Origin of the sequence: Sorangium sp. So ce834 (genome assembly GCF_051521425.1) — a bacterium.
GTDB lineage: Bacteria > Myxococcota_A > Polyangia > Polyangiales > Polyangiaceae > Sorangium > Sorangium cellulosum_D.
In genome coordinates this window covers 2,420,561-2,441,278 of record NZ_CP150351.1, presented here as the reverse complement: position 1 = coordinate 2,441,278, position 20,718 = coordinate 2,420,561, and the positions used below count along the sequence as shown (strand labels likewise).

Here is a 20,718-nt window from a genome sequence, read left to right as displayed (position 1 = left end):
ATTGTTGGCTTGATAGATGCGCGCTGCCGCACCGAGATGATCGAGGTGCACAGACGCACCGTCACTTTGAACATGGAGATGACCATGAACAAGATGGGTAAATTGGTTCTTTCGGCGCTGTCGGTCCTCGGCATCACGGCGTGCGCCGTGAGCAGCACGGACAGCACGGACGAAGTAGAGGTCCTGGGCGAGTCGCAGGACGCGCTCGTCACCTGCAACGGCACCGTCGTCGGTGGCTTCTTCGGGTCGGATACGCTGGACGACGCGATCACGTCCGCGATCGCCGCGTCGGGCGTCACGAACCTCACCTACCTCGGTACCGGGTCGGGCAACGGCGAGAAGTGCCTGCGCGGCTCCGGGGCCGTGACTTGCGGCGGCGTGACGTACTGCAACGGGACCAAGAACCAGACGATCGCTCCGATGTCCAGGGACTTCAGCGGTGCTTGTCAGCCCGGCGACAAGTCCAATCGCATCGCGAAGGACGCCGTCGGCATCTGGGTGAACAGCGCCCAGAGCGCCACCAACGTGACGACCGTCGCGCCGGTCCCGGCGGGCTTGCCCGCGCTCCCCGTGGACAAGGTGAAGGGTGCGTTCTGCGGCGACGGCACCGGGAGCGCCGCCAGCTGCGCCCTGACCGACACGTGGGGCGAGTTCGTCGTGGGCTCGTCGAGCTCCTCGAGCGCCCTCACCCTCTACCGCCGCGACGACGCCTCGGGCACGACCGACGCGTTCAAGTCCTTCACCGGGTGCACCAATTTCTGCGCCGGCGTCAAGGTGGTCGTCCCCGACACGGTCGCCGGGTGCCGGCTCTCGACCGACGCGGCGGGGACCTCGTCGATCGCGGGATCGGGCAAGACCTGCGCGACGGCCGACTCGTGCACCGTGTGCCTTGGCAAGCTCGTCGCGAGCAACGTCAACGCGGTCGCCTACGCCGGCCTCGACGCGGCCAACGCGGGCGCGAAGACGCTCACCGTCGACGGCACGGCCGCGACCGCGACCAACATCCGCTCGGGCGCGTACAAGTACTCTCGCTACCTGTACCTCAACGAGGGCAACGGTTCTCGCTCGGTCGCCGAGCAGGACTTCCGGGACTGGGCCTTTGGCGCCCTCAATCCCGCTGACAAGATTGCGTTCGAGAATGTTCTGATCGCCAACGGCTTCATCGCGTGCACCGATCCGGCCAATGTGCCCCGCACCGCGCTCAACTGCGGCGCCGGCGCGTGCCCGTGAGCTAATATCTGATGACGAAGGACAGAGCGCGCCGCGCGACCCATCGCGGCAGGCGCGCTCCGTTCGACGCGCATGGCCAGCCCGGCGCGCTCGGGCGCGCCCCGTCTCCACGATCTCGCGCAGGTCGCTGTCGCATACCAACGGCCGGTGGGACGAGCGCGCCTGCAGCGCGTGGATCAACGATGGCACCTTCAAGTCGACATCACCGCAATGACGTCACGGATCCGTGACAACCGGCATTCGCTGTTGTTCCCGGGGCTCACCAATGCCATTTCAGCCGTCGTGGCGGTAGGTCTCGCCGCTGCGCACCCGGGGAGTGGGCAGATGCGTCAAGCTCGGCATTGGGGAACGATGAGGTCGATGGTGCTGTTGCTCGGGATCGTGTCGCTGGCCGGGTACAGCTGCGGGGATGACGACGCCAGTGAAGTCTCGCCACCGGAGGGCACCAGCGGCGGCGGTGGTACCGGCAATGGTGACGGCGGCGGTGGCGGCACCGGCGGCACCGGCGGTGACGGGGGCACGCAATCGCCTCCATGTGCCCCGGCCCGATCGCACGAACAGATCCCTCAGCGCCACTCGGCGACGGTCGAAGAGGCCCTCGATACCTTCAGCAACCTTTCGGGGGAGATCGAGATTCAATGTGGCAACTGCCACAAGGCCCCAGCGGAGCAAGGAGATTTCTCCTACACGGGCACCCCGGAGAACCTGTGCAACGCGCGCGGCAAGAGCGGCAAGACGCCCGTCGACGTCATGCTCAGCGGGGACATGCCCTACATGATCGGCGGGCAAGAGGCGCTCGGCCGGCGGCTGCAGGCGTGGATCGAGCAGGGGTGCCCCGCCGGCACGTACGTCCTCCCGAAGGGCGACATGGAGGTCGATCTGGGCGGAGACATCGTGACGCCGCGCGAGGTCGGCGACGCGCTGACCGAGCTCGGGAGCTGCATCCCCGACGCCAAGATCGCCGGCCGGGACGAGGAGCTCGACGAGCGCTTCGCCGCGATGCGATCGTTCGAGGATCTCCCGGTCAAGCTGCCGGAGACCGACTTCGTCTCGCTGGACGCCGAGGTGCTCGCGCGCCGGGGGACCTTCGCCTACGCGCCGACCTACCCTCTCTGGTCGGACGACGCGGCGAAGCTGCGCTTCGTGCACGTCCCAGCGGGACAGGCCATCACGTACGACCCGGAGACGAAGAGCCTCCGCATCCCGCCGAACACCCGCTTCTACAAGACCTTCTTCAGGGCCGTGGTCGAGCCCGACGGCGTCACGCGATACCGCAAGATGGAGACGCGCATCATCGTGACGCGCGAGCGGGCCGAGGACGCGATCTTCGGCACGTACGTGTGGAACGCGGAGGAGACGGGCGCGAAGCTCCTCGGGACCGGGCTTGATCCGGCGTCACCGGACAGCAGGGAGCTCTATCTGAACGGAGAGCCGTTCCCCGACTACGTCCGCCCCTACACGGCCGACGAGACCACCGGCGCACTGCAGAGCTACGCCGTGCCCGGCGCGACGCGATGCGTGGCGTGCCACTCGGGCTCGGAGAGCGAGAGCTTCGTCCTCGGCATCACGCCCTTCCAGCTCCACAGGCGTCCGAGAGGGGAAGGCGGCGTCTATACGCCGGACGTGCTCGCCGACGAGCTCGATCAGCTCGAGCGCCTCCTCGCGTACGGTGTCGTGCGCGGCACGTCGACGACCCTCACGCCCGCCGACTTCCCCAAGCTCGAGGAGTCCGCGCTGCCCCGCCGGCCGCGCAACGCCGACGAGCTGAACATGCAGGCCTACATGGCGGGCAACTGCGCCCATTGCCATAACCCGCGCGGCTATGCAGTGGCGAGCAAGGCGACGCTGCGAGGCCTGGACATGTCTCCGGGCGGGAGCATCTTCGGGTTTCCCTTGAACACCACCGGCTCTGACGGGCTGCCCTACTTCCCTTCTCCGCCCAGCTCCTTCGATGAGCTCGCCATCCAGAACTCCATACCGGGCGGAGGGATCTATCGTCGGGTCGTCCTGCCCACGGGAGCGTGGACCCTCCGCGAGTTCGGCCTGCCCGTGGAAAACGAGGAGATAGGCTCCTTCTTCAACCTCCACATGCCGATGCACACGGCGTCGGTGGACTGCCGCCTGCCGGTCCTCGTGGCGCGCTGGTGGGCGTCGGTGCCGCGCGATTACGAGCGTGGCGGACAGGAGGCGCCGGCGGATCCGGAGGCGATCGAGCTCGCCATGCGCGCGGCGGACGCCGCGGAGGCGCGCGCCCTTCACGACTGCGAGCAGCACCGCGCCATCGGGTGGGTGCTCGAGGACACGACCGAGCGCTACCCGTACGTCCCGCGCAACATCGACTGGAAGACGAAGCTCGACGACTGGATCCGCGCGGAGGAGGTGACGAGCGAGCACGAGGCGCTGGCGAAGAAGGTCTACGCTCAGGGGTTCTTCGCCCCACGCTGCGCATTCCCGGGGGACGCACCAGAGCCCGATACGGTGGAGCCGTGGATGATCAATCCGGGGACCGGGAGGCCGCTCCAGCCGTGGAGCGCGATCTACTGGGCAACCCCGGGGGAGCATATCTACGCCGGCGTCTGCGCGAACTGTCATGGAATCTACGGAGACGCCCAGACCGGCGCGTCCAGGGCGCTCCGCGCGACCTCCGGGGCGAGGGTGGCGAGCTTCCCCGACGGGCTCTTCGGCCCGCGCTGGGCACCCAACGAGAACCTCGCCACGTTCCATGGGCCCGACGCCGGAGAGCACGACCTCGGCCCCGACGGGGCGGCGAAGTACCTCGTCTGGATGGCGACCGGGGGCACCACCGTCTCGTTCGGCCGTACCCCGGAGGAGGAAAGGACGTTCTTCAACGTCTTCGTGAACAATCGGATCGTGACCGCGGTGCCGATCCCGCTCGATCTGGCGAGCGCGAAAGAGGCTTTCAAGCGTTCGAAGGCCAACATGCTCGGCGTCGCGCGCGCCGTCTGCGATGAGATCCGCACCGATGCGCATCGGTTCGGAGCCACGTACGACGCCGCAGCCGCGAGCGGAGATTGGGGTCTCATCCTGAGCAATGCCGTGGCCCCGGAGTTCGGCGTGCCCATGTGGAGAGACGTGTGCACGCTCGGGAACCCTCTCACGGACGACCTCCGCGCCGCGGACGCGAGCTCGCCGGATGTCGATGCATGGCTCCGGAGAGCCGTCTTCAACGCCGGCGTGATGGCCTACATCTACATGCGTGACGAGCTGACGAATGGAGTCATCGCGGTTCCGCGTGACGCCTGCGAGCTGAAGTTCCCGAGGGAGTGAATCGCTCCGGCGCATGCGATTCCCTACATGGAGATCTGGTGCAATGAAGACACGTCAACAGCGGCTGATCGTAGTGGGTGCGCTGAGCGGGCTTTCGGTCCTCACGAACGCTTGTGGGGACGATACCTCACCACCTCAGGACCAAGGCACAGCGGGGACCACGAGCACCAGCGCCGGCGCGTCGTCGAGCGGTGGCTCTGATGGCGGCGCTGGCGGCACGGGCGGCGCCGGCGGCCTGGGCGGCGCTGGCGGCAGCTCTGACGGCGGCGCCGGCGGCACGGGCGGCGCTGGCGGCAGCTCTGACGGCGGCGCCGGCGGCACGGGCGGCGCTGGCGGCACGGGCGGCGCCGGCGGCACGGGCGGCGGCGATCCGGAGGAGTGTGGATTACCGCCGGACACCGACTCTGAGCCCAAGGTCCGGTTCATCAACACCCTTTTGCCGAATCGCACGAACACCCCGGTGGGGGACGGCGACCCGCCTGCGCTCCGCCTTCACGTGAACGGGGCACCAGTGCCCGACATCGAGGCAGTGTCGCCCGGCATGGTCGCTGCGTCCGTCACGAGGTACGCTAGGGTCACGGCGGGCGCGATCACCTTCTCGGTGCAGAGTGATGGCGCCGGCGCAGGCGACGCGCTCACGATCTCGGCGGATCCAATGACGGTCGCCACCGGGGCGCGCTATACGATCGTGGCCGTCGGGATCCTGGGCACGACCGACGAGACGGCGCCGCGGCTTCTCATCATGGAAGAGAAGTTCACGACGCCTTCATGCAATGAGGCCGCCCTGCGCTTCGTGAACGTCGATTCGAACTCACGGAATCCGAAATCGTTCTACATCGACCGAAGCGCCACGGCCGCCGCGGCGCTCGACTGGTTCAGCGCGAGCGCCCCAGAAGGCCTGCTCGTGCCCCTGTCGACCCGGTCGATCACGGTCACCGCGCCGAGGGCCTTCGGTCCCACGGGTCAGGCGCCGTTCACGCTCCCCGCGGCATCGCTCGTCGCCGGGCGATCGTACTTCGTCATCGAGACCGGGCAGCCGACCCGCGTCGTCGACGACGCGCGCGCGCACGGGCTGCTCATCGTCCCGGCGGGGGACGACTCGCCTGCCGTGTTCGTCAAACGGGATCCGCTCGTCTATCTCTTCCACGCATCGCTGCCGCCCACGCCGTCGCCCCTCGAGGTGTACTCGGGCACGGAGAGGATCGCCATCAACCTGAGCTATGCGCAGGCGCCGACGTACACCGATCTGCCGCCGGGTGAGTCGACGCTCTCGCTCGTCGCGCCCGGCTCCGGCGCCGGCGAGGGGGGCCCGGGTGACAGCGTGGTCGACGGTCAGCGGACGGGCCCACTGGACCCCGGCACGATCTACCTGGGAGGCCTGGTCGGCACCACCGGAGAGACAGGCGACAAGGCGCTGCAGCTCAAGCTGTGGAAGGTTCAGCCGGACATGCCCGGGACGCTCACCACCTCGCGCGCTATGTTGATCAACGCCTCGGCGACAGCGCCCTCGGTGGATCTCGGCCACTGGTCGATCCATGAAGACGGGACCCGAGGTGACACGTTTACACCCGTGCTCACGGGCGTCGCGTACGCGTCAGCGAGCGCCAGCACCGGCGTCGAATTCGTGGCGCCGCGCGCCGCCGACCGGGAGTGGTTCGGGGTTCGCTCGGCCGACGCCATCCGGAGCTTCTCGGGATCTCTGCCGACGCACTGGTACACCGCTGTCCTCCTGGGAGATTGGGGCTCATCCGACCCTGCGAGCTCCGCGCAGATCGTGTTCCTGAGCAACTTCGGCGCCTTCCCCGCGGCCCTCCCGTGGCCGCTGCCGAGCCCCTGACCTGTCGGAATCCTGCGCACATCTTCGACCATACTGATTTCCTCCCCGCGCACCGCTACGATACGCAGCTTGCTTGACGGCCTGCCGCAGCGGCGGACGCCGCCCGGCGCGCGCTGCGCGTCCATTCCTCCCGACCAGGGTGCACATGAAGAAAGTTGTCGGCGCGCTGTTGATGGGATCATGGCTTCTCGCGGCCGCCGCGTGCGGCGACGACGGGCCGACCGAGCCACCCTCGGCCACGGGAGGAGGCGGCAGCTCGGGGGACGGCGGGAGCGGCGGAGCCGGCGGAGCCGGCGGCGACGGCGGCAGAGCCGGCGGCGGCGACGGCGGCGGCGGTGCGCCCGCGGGCATCCGTTGCCCTGGCTCGGACCTCGTGTGCCCCGAGGGCACGCGGTGCCAGATCGACGCGGAGGGCAAGCCGTCGGGCTGCACGGCCGCGTGCGACGAGGCGCGCGCCTGCGGCGACGCGGCGTGCTGCAGCGCCGGCGCCGCGTGCGTGGACGGCGGCTGCGCGGCGGCGGACCTCGTGCTCGAGCCCGCGCAGGGCGGAGAGCCCGTCACGTTCGCCGCGATCACCGTGGGCGAGGACGCGTGCGAGCTGCTGCACGGCTGCGTCGGCGCGAGCGGGCGGCGGGCGCTCATGCGCTTCAACGTCTCGCTCAGGAACGCCGGCGACGTGCCGCTCGAGCTCGGCGTGCCCTCGGAGAGCGCCGTGTTCGAGCCGAATTTCTGCGAGGACAGCTACGTCGTCCCGCGCTTCTTCCGCGCGCGCCTCACGCAGGGCGAGGCGACGGTCGCCGAGGCCGAGCTCGACGCGCGCTGCGTCGCGATGCAGGGCGGCCAGTACAGCTGCAACGCGCAGGGCCTCGGCCCCGGAGAGCGCGTCGATCAGCCCGGCACCGTCGCGTGCAACGCCCTCGACGTGACCGGCGTGCCGGCCGGGCTCTACGAGCTCGAGATCACCGTCAACCCGAACAGGGCGATCGCGGAGGCGAGCTTCGACAACAACACGATCGTCCTGCCCGTCGACTACCCCGCCTGCGACGGCACGATGTGCGGCGGCGCGTGCTGCCCGAGCGGCCACGCGTGCACGGACGGGGTCTGCATGGTGCCCGACCTGCGCCCGAACAAGGAGCGCATCGTCGACACGGTCCACTTCTCGTACCAGACGTTCGCCGCGGACGCGTGCGAGATCGTGGAAGGGTGCATCGCGGGCCCCGGCAGGCGGCACCTCCTCCAGTTCGAGGGGCGCATCGAGAACGCAGGCCCCGGCCACCTCGACCCGGGTCCCGAGTTCGACAACCCGCTCTTCGAGTACGCGCAGTGCCACGGGCACTTCCATTTCAGGGAGTTCACCGATTACCGGCTGGTCGACGCGGACGGCGAGGTCATCGCGCAGGGCCACAAGCAGGCGTTCTGCCTGACGGACATGGATCCGCTCGATTATGAGTCCCCGGCGCCGCCGGGCTTCCCGACCTCGGGGGGCACGGGGTGCAACTTCCTGAGCGCGGGGTGGGCCGACATCTACCCCGTCGGTACGCCGTGCCAGTGGGTCGACGTGACGGACGTGCCCGAGGGCGATTACATCCTCCGCGTCGCCGTCAACCCGGCCGGCGCGGTCGCCGAGCAGTCGATCGAGAACAACGTGGTCGAGGTGCCCGTCCACGTCCCGGCGTACACGGCCTGCGTGCCCGAGCCGGAGATCTGCGGGGACCTCGTGGACCAGGACTGCGACGGGGTCCCCGACAACGGCTGCGGGGGCGCGGGGTGCGTGGTGCCGCTCCCCGAGGTGTGCGGCAACGAGGTCGACGAGAACTGCAACGGCGTGCCGGACGACGGCTGCGCGCCGATCCCGGGCGCCGACAGCTGCGAGACGCCGGGGGAGCTCGCGGAGTCGATGGATTACGCGGCGCAGATCACCGCGGAGAACACGTCGGACGTGGCCCTCTCGTGCGGCGGCGGGGGCGGCGAGGTGTTCTTCCGGTTCACGCTGCCGTCCGAGCAGGTCGTCTACCTCGGAACCCTGGAATCCGAGATCGACACGGTGCTCGCGGTGCTCGAGGGCGACGGGTGCGGCGGCGCCCCGGTCGGCTGCGCGGCCCGGAGCTGCGGCGATCGCATGCTGGGCGCGCACTTCGCGGCGAAGCTCCCGGCCGGTACCTACACGGTGGTGGTCAAGGCCGTGAGGCCCGGGGACTCCGGCCTGGTGCGCCTCCGGTTCGAGCGCCCAACGTGCCTCGGCGAGCGCGCCGAGGTGATCGCGGGCAGCGGCCTCATCGGCGGAGACACCACCGGAGCGCCGATCCCTCCAGCGTCCGTGTGCGGCCCGAGCAGCCCCGAGCAGCCGTACTATGTCCCCGTATGCCCGGGGGTCCCCATCCTGGTGTCCTCGTGCGGCCTGACGGACTTCCCGATGAGGCTGAAGACCGCGGACGACGCGTGCAATCCGGTCAACGTCCAGTGCTCCGCCGCGGCCAACGCGTGCGCCGGCGCGCCGGACGGCGCCAACGCCTCGATCTTCGGGCTGCGGCTGGGAGGTGGCCTCGGCTCCATCACCGTGAGCGGACGCACGCCGGTGGATTTCGGGCCGTACCAGCTCTTCGTCACGCAGTTCTTCTGACCGGGCGCGCCGCCGGCGTGACCCGCGCGGCGGCGCTCCTCCCTCTCCACGGGCGAAGTTTGCGCTCGGCCTCGGGCGATCTGCGCTAGAACCGCGCCCATGCGAGCCAACCATCCGTCCGAACGGAGGCGCCTCCGGGCGCTCTCGTCCCTGTCCAGCGCGCTCGTCGCCGCGCTCGGCCTGACGTTGCCCGGCTACGCCGCGCCCCCCGCCGCAGCCCCCGCGGCCGCGCAGCCCGCTGCGGCCGCGCCCGGGGCCAAGCCGGCCGCGCCGGCGCCGGCCGGGGCGACGCCGGCCACGACCAGCGTGAGCGTCATGATCCCGGTCGAGAAGTTCACGCTGGAGAACGGGCTCGAGGTGATCCTGCACGAGGATCGCCGCACGCCCGTCGTCGCCGTCAACCTCTGGTACCACGTCGGCTCCAAGGACGAGCCGAAGGGCAAGAACGGCTTCGCCCACCTCTTCGAGCACATCATGTTCCAGGGCTCGAAGCACGTCGGCGAGGACATGTTCTTCAAGTACCTGGAGCGCGCCGGCGCGAGCGATCGCAACGGGACGACCAACGCCGACCGCACGAACTACTTCGAGACCGTCCCGGCCAACGAGCTCGGGCTCGCGCTCTGGCTGGAGAGCGACCGGATGGGGTGGCTGCTCGATCACGCGAACGAGGAGACGTTCGCGAGCCAGCGCAACGTCGTGAAGAACGAGCGCCGCCAGAACTATGAGAACGCGCCGTACGGCCTCGTGCCGCAGTTCCTCCGCGCGGCCATGTTCCCGGAGAGCCACCCCTACCACCTGCTGACCATCGGCACGCCCGAGGACCTCGACGCCGCGCGGATGGAGGACGTCCGGGCCTTCTTCAAGACGTTCTACGTGCCGAACAACGCGACCCTCGTCGTGGCGGGCGACATCGATCGCGCCCGGGCGAAGGAGCTCGTCGAGAAGTACTTCGGCCCGATCCCGAAGGGCGCCCCGCCGCCCGTCGTGTCGAAGCCCGACCCCGGCGATCTCGCGACCGAGAAGCGCCTCGAGATCGAGGCGGACGTGGAGCTGCCCCGCGTGACGATCAGCTGGGTGACGCCGCCGATGTTCGCGCCCGGCGACGCGGCGCTCGACCTCGTCGCCAACGTCCTCGCCTCGGGCAAGACGAGCCGGCTCTACAAGAAGCTCGTCTACGATCTCCAGATCGCGCAGGACGTGTTCGCGGCCCAGCAGTCGAGCCAGCTCGCCAGCACCTTCCAGATCACGGCCACGCTGAAGAAGGGCAAGTCGCCCGAGCAGGCGCTGAAGCTGATCGACGCCGAGCTCGAGAAGCTGCGCAAGGCGCCGCCGACGCAGGACGAGCACGACCGGGCCCGGGCGAAGCTGCTCTCGGACCTGATCTTCGGCATGGAGCAGGTGACCAACCGCGCGAACGCCATCAACAACTACAACCAGCTCGCCGGCGATCCGGGGTACTTCCCGAAGGACGTGGCCAGGTACGAGCAGGTCGCGGCCGCCGACCTCCAGAAGGCGGCCGCGGATCTCCTGCCCCAGGGCAGGCGCGTGATCGCGCTCGTCACGCCGAAGCCGGGCGCCCCGAAGGCCGGGCGCCTCGTGAAGCCCACCCCGGCGGCCGCTGCGCCGGCGGCCGCGAAGCCCGCGGCGGCGTCGGCGGCCGCTGCGCCGGCGGGCGCGAAGCCCGCGGCGGCGGCGCCCGCGGCGGCGGCGCCCGCGGCGCCGGCAGCGCCGGCGGCCGACCGGCCCGAGCCCGCGCCGGCCATCAAGAAGCCCGCGGGCGACAAGCCCGCCGTCGACAAGCCCGCGGCCGGCACGGCCGCGCCGAAGGGGGGTTGAGCCATGCGCATGAAACGAATCCTCTCCGTCTCGCTCGCCGCCGCGGCGCTCGCCGCCTGCGCCTCGAACCCGCCGGCGCCGCCCGCCGCGACCGCCAAGGCGCCGCCCGCGCCGCCCACCGCCGCGGCGCAGCCGCCCGCGCCGGCGGACGCGTTCCGTCGATCGCCGCCGCCCCCCGGGCCGGAGGTGGTCTTCGTGCCGCCCCGCATCGAGGAGGCGAAGCTCGCGAACGGGATCCGCGTCCTCGTCGTGGAGCGGCACGAGCTGCCGATCGTCGCGGTGGACGTGACCACCGTCCGGGGCGCCGACCAGGCCGATCCGGGCGTCGGCGCGTTCGCGGGGGCGATGCTCACGCAGGGCACCAAGACCCGCACCGCGCTCCAGTTCAGCGACGCGCTCGGCAAGCTCGGCGCGAGCTTCTCGTCCGGGGTCAACTTCGACGGCGGCGGCGTGCAGGGCCAGAGCTTGACGCCGCGCTTCGGCGAGATGCTCACGCTGCTCGGCGACGCGTACATGAACCCGGCGTTCGCGCCGGCCGAGATCGAGCGCGAGCGATCGCGCCGCATCACCCAGCTCGCCGAGCTGAACGACCGGCCCGCGTCGCTCCTCTCCATCGCCCAGGGCCTGGTCCTCTACCCCGGAGGTCACCCGTACAGCGCGCCGCTGATCGGCACCGAGGCGGCGCTGAAGAAGATCACGGCGGGCGCCCTCGCGCGGTTCCACGCCGCGCAGTTCCGGCCGGAGCTGACGACCGTCGCCATCGCCGGGAACATCACCAAGGCCGACGCGGTGAAGGAGGTGGAGCGGGTCTTCGGCGCCTGGAAGGGCCCGCTCGGCGCGCCGCCCGTCCCGGCGAAGGCGGAGCTCCCCGCCGAGCCGCCGGCGCTCGCGGCGGGCGCGCCGCGCGTCGTGATCGTCGACCGGCCCGGGCTCACGCAGTCGTCGGTGACGGTGACGCTGCCGGGCGTGCCGCGCGCGACAAAGGACTACGACGCGCTCCTCGTGATGAACACCCTCCTCGGCGGGCAGTTCTCGAGCCGGCTCAACCTGAACCTGCGCGAGAAGCACGCCTACACCTACGGCGCGCGCTCCAGCTTCGACATGCGCCACGGGGCGGGCCCGTTCTCGGCGGCCGGCGCCGTCGTGCGGGAGAACACCGGCCCCGCCGTGAAGGAGATCCTCGCCGAGATCGAGCGGATGCGGAGGGAGCCGGTCACGATCGAGGAGCTCGCGGACGCCAAGGCGAACCTCATCCGCCAGCTGCCGGCCCGCTTCGAGACGGCGGGCGCGACCGCGTCGACGGTCGCGAGCCTCGCGGTCTACGATCTGCCGCTCGACGAGTTCGCGACGCGGCCGGCGCGGATCCAGCGGATCACGCCCGCGGACGTGCAGCAGGTCGCGCAGAAGTACCTCGTGCCCGAGCAGCTCCGGGTCGTGCTGGTGGGCGACGCCGGCGCCGTCGAAGGGCAGCTCTCGGCGCTGCAGCTCGGCGAGGTCATCGTCCAGAAGGCGCCGGGCGCGACGGCCGGCCAGCCGGCGGCGCCCCAGGCCGGCAAGCCCGCGGCGCCCCAGGCCGGCAAGCCCGCGCAGCCGGCAGCTCCCCCCGCAGCGAAGAAGCCGTGAGAGCCGCGGCGCCGCTCGCCGGCGCGTGCGCGCTCGTGTGGAGCACGACGGCCGCCGCGCAGGCAGGCCCGGCGGCGCCCGACTGGGCGTTCGGAGCGCCGGGTGGCGAGGTGGCCGTCGCCGCCGTCTGCACGGCCTCGCTCGGGGCGTACCTGCTCCCCCAGCGCCGCTCGACGTGGGGCGCCGCCTCCAGCGAGGAGCGCGACGAGACCATCGGCCTCGTCAGCGACATCACCGGCGCCGCCGTGGGCACGCTGCTCGTCCTCGGCAGCGGGTACGCGCTCGAGGGCAGCTACCTCGCGGGCGCCGGCGTCCGCCGCCCCTTCTCGCGGGCGCTCAGGACGTCGCTGATCGAGGTCGAGGCCGCGGCGCTGTCGACCGGCCTCTCGAGCATGATCAAGCGCCTGTCGGGCCGGTGCCGGCCGCGCTCGTGGCGGACCGATCGATGCGGAGACACCGACCTCGACTTCGACGCCTTCCCGTCGGGCCACACCACCCCGGTCGCCGCCATCGCGGGCGCGCGGCTCAACCTCGCGCTGCGCACGACCGGCGACGCCGCGCCGCGCCTCGGCGCGCTGGCGATCGCCGAGGCGGCCACCGTGGTGACGATGGCGCTGCGGATCGGCTCGGGCGCGCACTCGTGGCAGGACGTCGGCGCCGGCATGATCCTGGGCCACGTGACGGGCTTCGCGATCGCGGCCATCCACCCGATCGCGCCGAGCGATGCGCCATATGCGGCAGGCCCGCCGCCCGAGCCGACGCCGGAGCCGGCCACGTTCACCTGGTCGTGGACGTTCTGAACGATCGGGCGCGCGCCGCCGATCCGACATCTCCGTCCTCTCCCGCGTGCCGTCGCGTCCAGAGGGCGGGCGGCGTTCGAGGGCGACGGGCGGCGCGCCGGCGCGCGGCTGGAGGCGCCGGCGCGCGCGGGCGGGCCGGCGGGCCGCGATCCATGCTCGCGCCATGCCCATCTTCGAGAAGCGCACGCGCATCGCCGCGCCCCCCGAGCGGGTCTTCGCCTTCCACGAGGAACCCGACGCGCTGGAGCGGCTCATACCCCCGTGGGAGAAGGCGCGCGTCCTGGAGAAGACCGGCGGCATCCTCGTCGGCGCGCGCGTGGTCCTGGAATCGCGCGTCGGCCCCGTCCCGGTGCGCTGGGTCGCGGAGCACACCCGGTACGAGCAGGGCAGGATGTTCCAGGACGCGCAGCGCAGCGGCCCCTTCAAGCGCTGGGTCCACACCCACCGCACGGACCCCGACGGCTCGGGCGGCTGCTATCTCACCGACCACGTGGAGTACGAACTCCCGCTCGGGGCCCTCGGCCGGCTCGGCGGCGGCCGCTTCGTCCGGCGCAAGCTGGAGCGGATGTTCGACTACCGCCACGAGGTGACGCGGCGGGCCTGCGAGGCCCCGCCGCAGTAGCCCCACCGCGATGGCCACCGCGGCGGCCATCGCCGGGCGCGCCCGTCGCGCCGCGCACGGCCGTCGCGCCGCGCACGGCTATCAGCCGCTGCCCTGCGTCAGCGGCGCGGATCGCCCTCGGGCCGTCCCCCCGGGTGCGCCGGATCGAACTGCGCCGGCCGGTCTTCGTGCGGCCCGTCCGCCGTGTATCCCCGCTGCGAGGCGCCCTGCTGGCGAGCGATCTTCTCGACGTCGCTCGATCCCTGCGTCGTCTCGTCGTCGAGGTGCCGCGTCGGCGCCCCCGGCGCCTGCTGCTCGCTGCCGACGTGTTGCTCAGCCTGCTTGCGCGGTCCTGCGTGCTCTTTCGTGGGTTTCATGATGTCACCCTGGAGCCCGATCGCTGACTGTAAAGCCCCTGGTTGCCAGGCGGGCGCCGGCCCCACGTTCCTCGCAATGCCGCGTCACGCGGCGGCGGCACCGACCTTCGTGCTCTTCCACGGAGGGCGAGATCTCGATCGTCGCAGCGGCGTGACCTCGCGCGCCGAGCTGGAGCGCTGGATCGCGAGCCAGACCGGACAGCCCTCCACGCGCGCAAGCCACGCCTGAGCCCGCGTTGCGCGACGGACGGGAGCGGGGCGAGTCCTCGAGAGACGCGGGACCAGCGGGGCGCCGGGTGGACACCCCCGGTGCGCTTGCCATCGAGCGCCGCGCAGCGGTGAAGCAAACGCGGCGGTGAGGGCGCGTTGATTCCGCGCTGCGCGAGGCGCCCATTTGGGTTTCTGCGTGGCCCCGATGCGCTGCAATGGCGTGAGCGCGGGTGGGCGAACAGAACTTGGCCGGCGACCGCCCTCTCGGCGTAGTCACGGCGCCGTGCCGAGCACACCGCACGAGGTCCTGATCGTCGCCTTGCGCGAGCAACCGGGGTTGCTCGGCGCGCTCGTCTCCAAGCTCACCGGCGTAAAGCTTCCGCGGAGCCTCAAGCCGGCCGACGCCACGCTCCGCTTCGTGAAGCCCGCAGAGCTGCGGCTCGACCTCGTGCTTCAGGGCGGCCGGCGCCGCTGGGTCCTGGTCGAGCTGCAGCGGGGCATCGATCCGGCCAAGCGGCGGCGGTGGCCCCTCGCGGCCAGCCTGCTCTTCAGTCAGACCGGCGCGCTGGGCGACGTGATCGTCATCACCGCGCGCCGCGCCGTCGCTCGCTGGGCCGAGCGCGTCGCGTGCGTGCGCACGCGCCTCGGGACTGAGCTCCAGCTCAGGCCGGTCGTGCTCCACCTCGGCGCCGACGAGGGCAAGGCGCTGCTCGACGAGCGCCACCCCGAGCTCGCGCTCTTCGCGGCGTGGGCCATGCAGCACCGCCATGGGCCCGGGGCGCGCGCCGTCGTCGAGCGGGCGTTCGAGCTGACCGAGCGGCTGCCGCGCGCGTTGCGACGGGCCCAGCAGCGTGCGATCCTCTCCGTGCTCAGCGAGCGGATGCTGGAGCTCCTCAGGGAGGCCTCGATGAACCCCGACAAGATCCCGGAAACCCCCGCCGCCAGGAAGTTGCGCCTCTTCCTCGAAGCGCAGGGGCGGAAGAAGGGCCGGGCCGAGGGCGAGGCCAAAGGCCGGGCCGAGGGCGAGGCCAAGGGCAGGGCCGAGGGCCGCCAAGACGCGCTGCTCACGCTGCTGCGGGCGCGCGGGCTCTCGCCCTCGCAGGACGACGAAGCGCGCATCCGGGCCTGCGCCGACGCAGCGAAGCTCGACCGGTGGATCGCGCAGGCCGCCACCGCGACGACCGTGCGCGAGGCCCTCGTGACGAGGACCCACAGCGCGACGGCTCGCCCCCGCACGCCGGCTCGCTCCCGGCAGTCCCCCGCGTCGCGCTCCTGAACCGCGCCGGAGGCGCCTCAGCCGCTCCACGCAGCCGCGCGCCCGCCCCCGCCTCCCCGAGCAGACGCGCCCGCCTCCCCGAGCGGACGCGCCCCGCCGCCGAGCGACGCGCCCCCTAGCTCGTCCCTGGAGCGCGCGACGACGTGCTCGGCTCCCCCCGCCCGAACGCCGCGCCCGCCGCCCCGCCGCGCACCGCGCGGTAGCGCGCCAGCTCGCCGAACTGCGCGAGCCGGGCGCGCACGATGTTCCTGCTGATGCCGAGCAGCCTCGCCGTCTGGAGCTGATTGCGATCGCAATAGCGGTACGCCGTCCGGATGATCGTCTCCTCGATCTGCTCGTGCAGGTTCGGCAGGTTCTGCTCGAACAGCGCCAGCAGCGCGCCCTCCAGCGACGTCGCCTGCGGCGTCGGCCGCACCTGGGACACGGCCTCCGCGCCCCCCCGATCCGACGGCGGAGGGCTCGTCCCCGCCTTCGGCTGGAGCGCCGTCAGGCGCAGATCCGCCGGCGTGACCTCGTGCCCTCTGCAGACCAGGAGCGCGTGGTGCATCGCGTTCTCGAGCTCCCGGATGTTCCCGGGCCACGGGTGCTCCAGGAGCCGCGCCGTCGCCTCCGCCGAGAGCGCGGCCGGCGCCGAGCCGAGCCGCTGCGCGTACAGCTCGAGGAAAAACCGCGCCAGCGGCAGGATGTCGCCCGGCCGCTCGCGCAGCGGCGGGAGCGCGAGCGTCGCCACGTTGAGCCGGTAGAAGAGATCCTCGCGGAATTTCCGCGCGATCACCGCCTCCTCCAGGTTCACGTTGGTCGCCGCGATGAGGCGCACGTCGATCGGGATCGGCTGGCGCGAGCCGAGCCGCACCACCTCGCGCTCCTGCAGCACGCGGAGCAGCTTCACCTGGAGCGGCAGCGACAGATCCCCGATCTCGTCGAGGAACAGCGTGCCGCCGTCCGCGGCCTCGAACCACCCGGCCTTCGAGGTCGTCGCCCCGGTGAAGGCGCCCTTCTCGTGGCCGAACAGTTCGCTCTCGACCAGCGACTCCGACCAGGCACCGCAGTTGACCGCCACGAAGGGCCGGCCCCGCCGGTGGCTGAGCGCGTGGATGTGACGCGCCACGAGCTCCTTTCCCGTGCCGGTCTCCCCGGTCACGAGCAACGTCGCGTCGCTGGGCGCGATCTGACGGATCCGGTCGAGGAGCGCCTGCGACCGGGGATCCTCGAAGACCAGCGCCTTCGCGCGCAGGGAAAGAGCCAGCGAGCTCGGGTTGGGAAGCGTGAGCAACGGCATCGTCATCGGGCTTTACTCACCATGATAGCGGATGTTCCGTCCATTGTAACGGACGACCTGGCCGTGCGCCAGAGATCTTTCTCAGGCGCGGCCTTACCGGGGGCCCTGGACGGATCCGGGGCCGCTCGTGCTACGCCTCGAGGAGGTAGCCGCGCACCTCGTCGGTGAGCGCCTTGATGTCGTGATCGGTGCGCGACCGGGGGCGCGGCACGTCGATGGGGACGACGCGCTTGATCCGCCCCGGCCTCGGCTCGAGCACCACGACCCGATCGCCGAGGAACACGGCCTCCTCGACGTCGTGCGTGACGAGGATCATCGTGATCTGCTCCTTTTGCCAGATGCGCTGGAGCTCCTGCTGCAGCTTCGTGCGGGTCAGCGCGTCGAGCGCGCCGAACGGCTCGTCGAGGAGCAGGATCCCCGGCCGGTTGACCAGCCCGCGCGCGATCGCCGCCCGCTGCGCCATCCCGCCGGAGAGCTGGTGCGGGTAGGCCCGCTTGAACGCCGCCAGGCCCACGAGCTCGAGGTGATCATCGACCGCGCGGGCCTTCTCGGCCCGCGTCCACGCCGAGTTCTCGAGCCCGAGCGCGACGTTCTGCTCGATGGTGAGCCAGGGGAAGAGCCGGTGCTCCTGGAAGACGATGCCCCGGTCGAGGCTCGTCCCCTGGACGCGCGCGCCGCCGACGAGGATGTCGCCCTCGTACTCGGTGTCCAGCCCGACGAGCAGCCGGAGGAGCGTGGACTTGCCGCAACCGCTCGTGCCCACGACGCTGATGAACTCGCCGGGGTGGATGGTCAACCCGATCCCCTGGAGCACCTCTAGGGACTCGTCCTTGACCACGTACTTCTTGTTCACATCACGGATGTTGATGACTCCAGGCGAGCTCATGGATTCCTCCTCGAAGATGTTCACACGCCGCGGACGCGCCAGCGGAGCAGGCGGTCCTCCGCGGCCGTAGCCAAGAGGTTCAGGCCGAAGCCCACGAGGCCGGACACGATCAGCCCGACCAGCACGACGTCCATCGCGAAGCGCTCGCGCCCGTCGACCATCAGGCTGCCGATGCCCGGCGCGGGCTCGAGCAGGTACTCGGCCCCGAGGGTGCCGAGCCACGCATAGATGAGCGCCTGGTGGACGCCCGCGAAGAGCGACGGCGCGGCGGACGGCAGGACGACCTTGCGGACGACCTGCCAGCGCGAGAAGCGGAGGACGCGCGCCACCTCGATGTGCTCGACACCGACGCTCCGCACGCCCTCATAGGTGTTCACGACGACCGGATAGAAGGCGGAGAGCGCGATGAAGGCGACCTTCGCCTGCTCGCCCACGCCGAGCCACACCGACATGAGCGGGATCCACGCGAACAGCGCGACCTGCTTCGCGGCGTGGAAGCTCGGCGAGAACAGCCTGTCGGCGGTGCGCGAGAGCGCGAGGAGGCCGCCGACCGCCGTGCCTGCCAGCGTCCCGAGCGCGAGCCCGAGGAGATCCCGGCCCAGGCTGGCCCGGAGGTGGGCCCAGAGCTCCCCGCTCTCGTGCTGGGCCTTCGCGGCCTCCCAGACCGCGAGCGGCGGGACCAGGATGCGCGTGTTGGCGAGCTCGTAGCGGCAGACAACGATCCAGGCGGCGACGAAGAAGATGGGCAGGACCAGGCCGCGCCGCAGCCGCGGCTGGATCCATGCGTGCGTGATGGCGCTCATCGTTCGGACCTCGCGGGTGTCACAGGGCGGCGCGCCGCCAGCGGAGGAGGCGGGCCTCGATCTTCTCGAGCCCCTTGTCGAGGACGAGCCCGAGGACGCCGACGACGAGGATCGCCGCGAGCACCACGTCGAGCTGGAAGAGCTGGCGGCCCCAGACGATCAAGAACCCGACGCCCTCGGAGGAGGCCAGGAGCTCGACCGTCACGAGCGACAGCCACGCTTGCGTGAGGCCGTACCGGATCCCGACCGCGATCGACGGGACCGCGGCGGGGAGCACGACCTTCCGGAGCAGCTGGACGTTGCTGAACCGGAAGACCCGGGCGACCTCGATGTACGATCGAGGGACGTTCTTGATGCCCTGGAGCGTGTTGAGCGCGACAGGGATGAGGCTCGCCTGCGCGATGAGGATCAGCTTCAGCGACTCGCCGATGCCCACCACCATCATGAACAGCGGCAGCCACGCGAGCACGGGGACCTGCGCGAGCGCCTTGAAGAGCGGGTGCACGTAGTCCTCGATCCGCCGCGAGAGCCCCATGGCGACGCCGAGCAGCAGGCCGGCCGCGCCGCCGACGGCGAAGCCGCCGAAGACGCGCCCGAGGCTGATGGCGATGTTCGTGTGCAGATCACCCGAGCTCGCGAGCTCGGTCAGCGTCTGGAGGACGAGCCCCGGCGCCGGCAGGATCTGCGGCGGGATCAGCTCCCGCTGCGAGGCGTAGCTCCACGCGAGGAGGAGCGCCGCCGGGAAGATGAGCCCGACGGCGACGTTGCCCACCCGCCGCGACAGGAGCCGCGCGGCGCCGCCCGTGGGCAGCGCCACCTCGGGCGCCGCGAGCTTGTAGGCGGCCTGGGTCTGGCTTTCTTGGACTCCCTGCTGCGTCATCTTGGTTGCCTTTCGATCGTGGCCGTGCGCCGTGCCGCGCGCGCTCCTCTCATTGCCTTCCGGGGTGCTTGACCTTCCCGTTCGCGTCGAACTCGGGCCAGTAGCCCTCGAGGTTCAGCTCCTTGAGCGCCGCGTTCAGGAACCGCAGGTCGATCCACGAATCGACGTCGAACGTGCTCCTGATCAGGCCGAAGCGCTTCGCGTCGGCGACGGCCGCCTTGTAGCGGGAGACCAGGTACTCGTCGAACAGCGGGCTCGCGCGCACCTTGAGCGAGTCGCCCGTCTGGTCCGCCTTGAAGTTCGCGTACGGCGTCCCCGACTTGGACCAGAGCTGGTAGATCGGCGCCGGGTTGGCCTCGTTCTGCGCGATCCAGTGGGCGGCCTGCACGACCACCTTCACGACGCGCTTGGTCACGTCCGGGTACTTGTTCGCGAACTCCTCGGTGACGATCAGGTGAGCGTGCCGCAGGTAGGCCGGCGAGTCGTTCTTCGTCGTGTAGACGATCTTCGCGATCCCCTGGTCCTGGAGCGTGAGGAGGTCGTATCCGCCGAAGGCGGCGTCGATGTCCCTCGTGGCCAGGGCCGCCTTGGCGGTCGCGTTATCCATGTTGAGGATCCGGAGGTCGCGCTCCGACAGCCCGCTCCCCGCGAGGATCTTGTTGACGGCCAGCTGGAGGTTCGTGCCCTTGAAGAGGGCGACCTTCTTCCCCTTGAGGTCGGCGAGCGACGAGATCGGCGAGTCCGAGGGGACGGCCAGGTACGTGTGCTGGCGCGTCGACACGCCCGCGAGCAGCTTCGTCTTGAGCCCCCCTGCCCTGCCGATGCTCGACGGCAGGTCGCCCTGGAGCGCGAAATCGAGGAGGTTGTTCGCGTACGCCTCGTTGACGGCGGGGCCGGCGCCCTTGAAGAAGGACCACTCGATCTTGATGTTGTCCTTCTTGAACTCCTCCTCGAGGAGCCCGCGCGCGTGCACCACGCTGAGGCTGCTGCCGCCCACGAAGGGGCGGTTGCCGATGCCCACGCCGGCGAACGCGACGCGGATGACGCGCGGCGCGTCCGCCCGCGCCGCGTGCGTCGAGAAGGTCAAGAGCGCCGCGATGAAGATCTGTAGAATGATAAGAGCTCGTCTCATGATGTCCTCTCCGAATCCATGGCTGCGCGCCGCGGGACGC

The 20,718-nt window shown here is 71.3% G+C and carries 15 protein-coding genes; 9 read left to right on the top strand and 6 right to left on the bottom strand.

Annotation, left to right across the window (positions count from 1 at the left end; genetic code table 11):
- Positions 1-84: 84 nt before the first annotated feature.
- From WMF20_RS08625 to WMF20_RS08590, 8 genes are all read left to right on the top strand, one after another.
- Positions 85-1,230, top strand: a complete 1,146-nt coding sequence (locus WMF20_RS08625) for a hypothetical protein (RefSeq protein ID WP_437612283.1) — start codon at positions 85-87, stop codon at positions 1,228-1,230.
- A gap of 360 nt (positions 1,231-1,590) precedes the next feature.
- Complete coding sequence (locus tag WMF20_RS08620) at positions 1,591-4,518, top strand: hypothetical protein (protein ID WP_437612281.1); 2,928 nt, start codon at positions 1,591-1,593, stop codon at positions 4,516-4,518.
- Between the two features lie 43 nt (positions 4,519-4,561).
- Positions 4,562-6,355: a DUF4397 domain-containing protein gene (locus WMF20_RS08615; RefSeq protein ID WP_437612280.1), complete on the top strand. Its 1,794-nt coding sequence runs from the start codon at positions 4,562-4,564 to the stop codon at positions 6,353-6,355.
- A gap of 145 nt (positions 6,356-6,500) precedes the next feature.
- Positions 6,501-8,975 carry a lysyl oxidase family protein gene (locus tag WMF20_RS08610; protein ID WP_437612278.1) on the top strand — a complete coding sequence of 825 codons (2,475 nt, stop codon included), beginning with the start codon at positions 6,501-6,503 and terminating at the stop codon, positions 8,973-8,975.
- A 99-nt stretch (positions 8,976-9,074) separates the two neighbouring features.
- Positions 9,075-10,811: a M16 family metallopeptidase gene (locus tag WMF20_RS08605; RefSeq protein WP_437612276.1), complete on the top strand. Its 1,737-nt coding sequence runs from the start codon at positions 9,075-9,077 to the stop codon at positions 10,809-10,811.
- A gap of 3 nt (positions 10,812-10,814) precedes the next feature.
- Positions 10,815-12,434 carry a M16 family metallopeptidase gene (locus tag WMF20_RS08600; protein ID WP_437612274.1) on the top strand — a complete coding sequence of 540 codons (1,620 nt, stop codon included), beginning with the start codon at positions 10,815-10,817 and terminating at the stop codon, positions 12,432-12,434.
- Positions 12,431-13,234 (top strand): phosphatase PAP2 family protein, encoded by an 804-nt coding sequence (locus tag WMF20_RS08595; RefSeq protein WP_437612272.1) that lies wholly within the window; start codon positions 12,431-12,433, stop codon positions 13,232-13,234. Before WMF20_RS08600 ends, WMF20_RS08595 begins: the two co-directional genes overlap by 4 nt.
- Before the next feature lie 163 nt (positions 13,235-13,397).
- Positions 13,398-13,856: an SRPBCC family protein gene (locus WMF20_RS08590; RefSeq protein ID WP_437612270.1), complete on the top strand. Its 459-nt coding sequence runs from the start codon at positions 13,398-13,400 to the stop codon at positions 13,854-13,856.
- Between the two features lie 98 nt (positions 13,857-13,954).
- Here WMF20_RS08590 and WMF20_RS08585 read toward each other — a convergent pair whose 3' ends face one another.
- Entirely contained in the window at positions 13,955-14,212 is a 258-nt protein-coding gene (locus WMF20_RS08585; RefSeq protein WP_129573885.1) for a hypothetical protein, read from the bottom strand.
- 493 nt (positions 14,213-14,705) lie between these two features.
- Here WMF20_RS08585 and WMF20_RS08580 point away from each other — a divergent pair, with 493 nt between their 5' ends.
- A complete protein-coding gene (locus tag WMF20_RS08580) occupies positions 14,706-15,698 on the top strand; it encodes a hypothetical protein (RefSeq protein ID WP_437612267.1) in 993 nt (330 codons plus the stop codon).
- Positions 15,699-15,813: 115 nt separating this feature from the next.
- On the opposite strand, the gene WMF20_RS08575 is transcribed toward WMF20_RS08580, so the two are convergent.
- The 5 genes from WMF20_RS08575 to WMF20_RS08555 form a co-directional block, all read right to left on the bottom strand.
- Positions 15,814-16,977: a sigma-54 interaction domain-containing protein gene (locus WMF20_RS08575; protein ID WP_237245633.1), complete on the bottom strand. Its 1,164-nt coding sequence runs from the start codon at positions 16,975-16,977 to the stop codon at positions 15,814-15,816.
- A 130-nt stretch (positions 16,978-17,107) separates the two neighbouring features.
- Positions 17,108-17,863, bottom strand: a complete 756-nt coding sequence (locus tag WMF20_RS08570; RefSeq protein WP_437612265.1) for an ABC transporter ATP-binding protein — start codon at positions 17,861-17,863, stop codon at positions 17,108-17,110.
- 20 nt (positions 17,864-17,883) lie between these two features.
- Positions 17,884-18,666: an ABC transporter permease gene (locus WMF20_RS08565; protein ID WP_129573881.1), complete on the bottom strand. Its 783-nt coding sequence runs from the start codon at positions 18,664-18,666 to the stop codon at positions 17,884-17,886.
- Positions 18,667-18,685: 19 nt separating this feature from the next.
- The gene (locus WMF20_RS08560; protein WP_437612263.1) at positions 18,686-19,546 is read right to left on the bottom strand and encodes an ABC transporter permease; all 861 of its coding nucleotides are present in this window, start codon (positions 19,544-19,546) and stop codon (positions 18,686-18,688) included.
- A 49-nt stretch (positions 19,547-19,595) separates the two neighbouring features.
- Positions 19,596-20,678 carry an ABC transporter substrate-binding protein gene (locus WMF20_RS08555; RefSeq protein WP_437612261.1) on the bottom strand — a complete coding sequence of 361 codons (1,083 nt, stop codon included), beginning with the start codon at positions 20,676-20,678 and terminating at the stop codon, positions 19,596-19,598.
- Between the last annotated feature and the right edge of the window lie 40 nt (positions 20,679-20,718).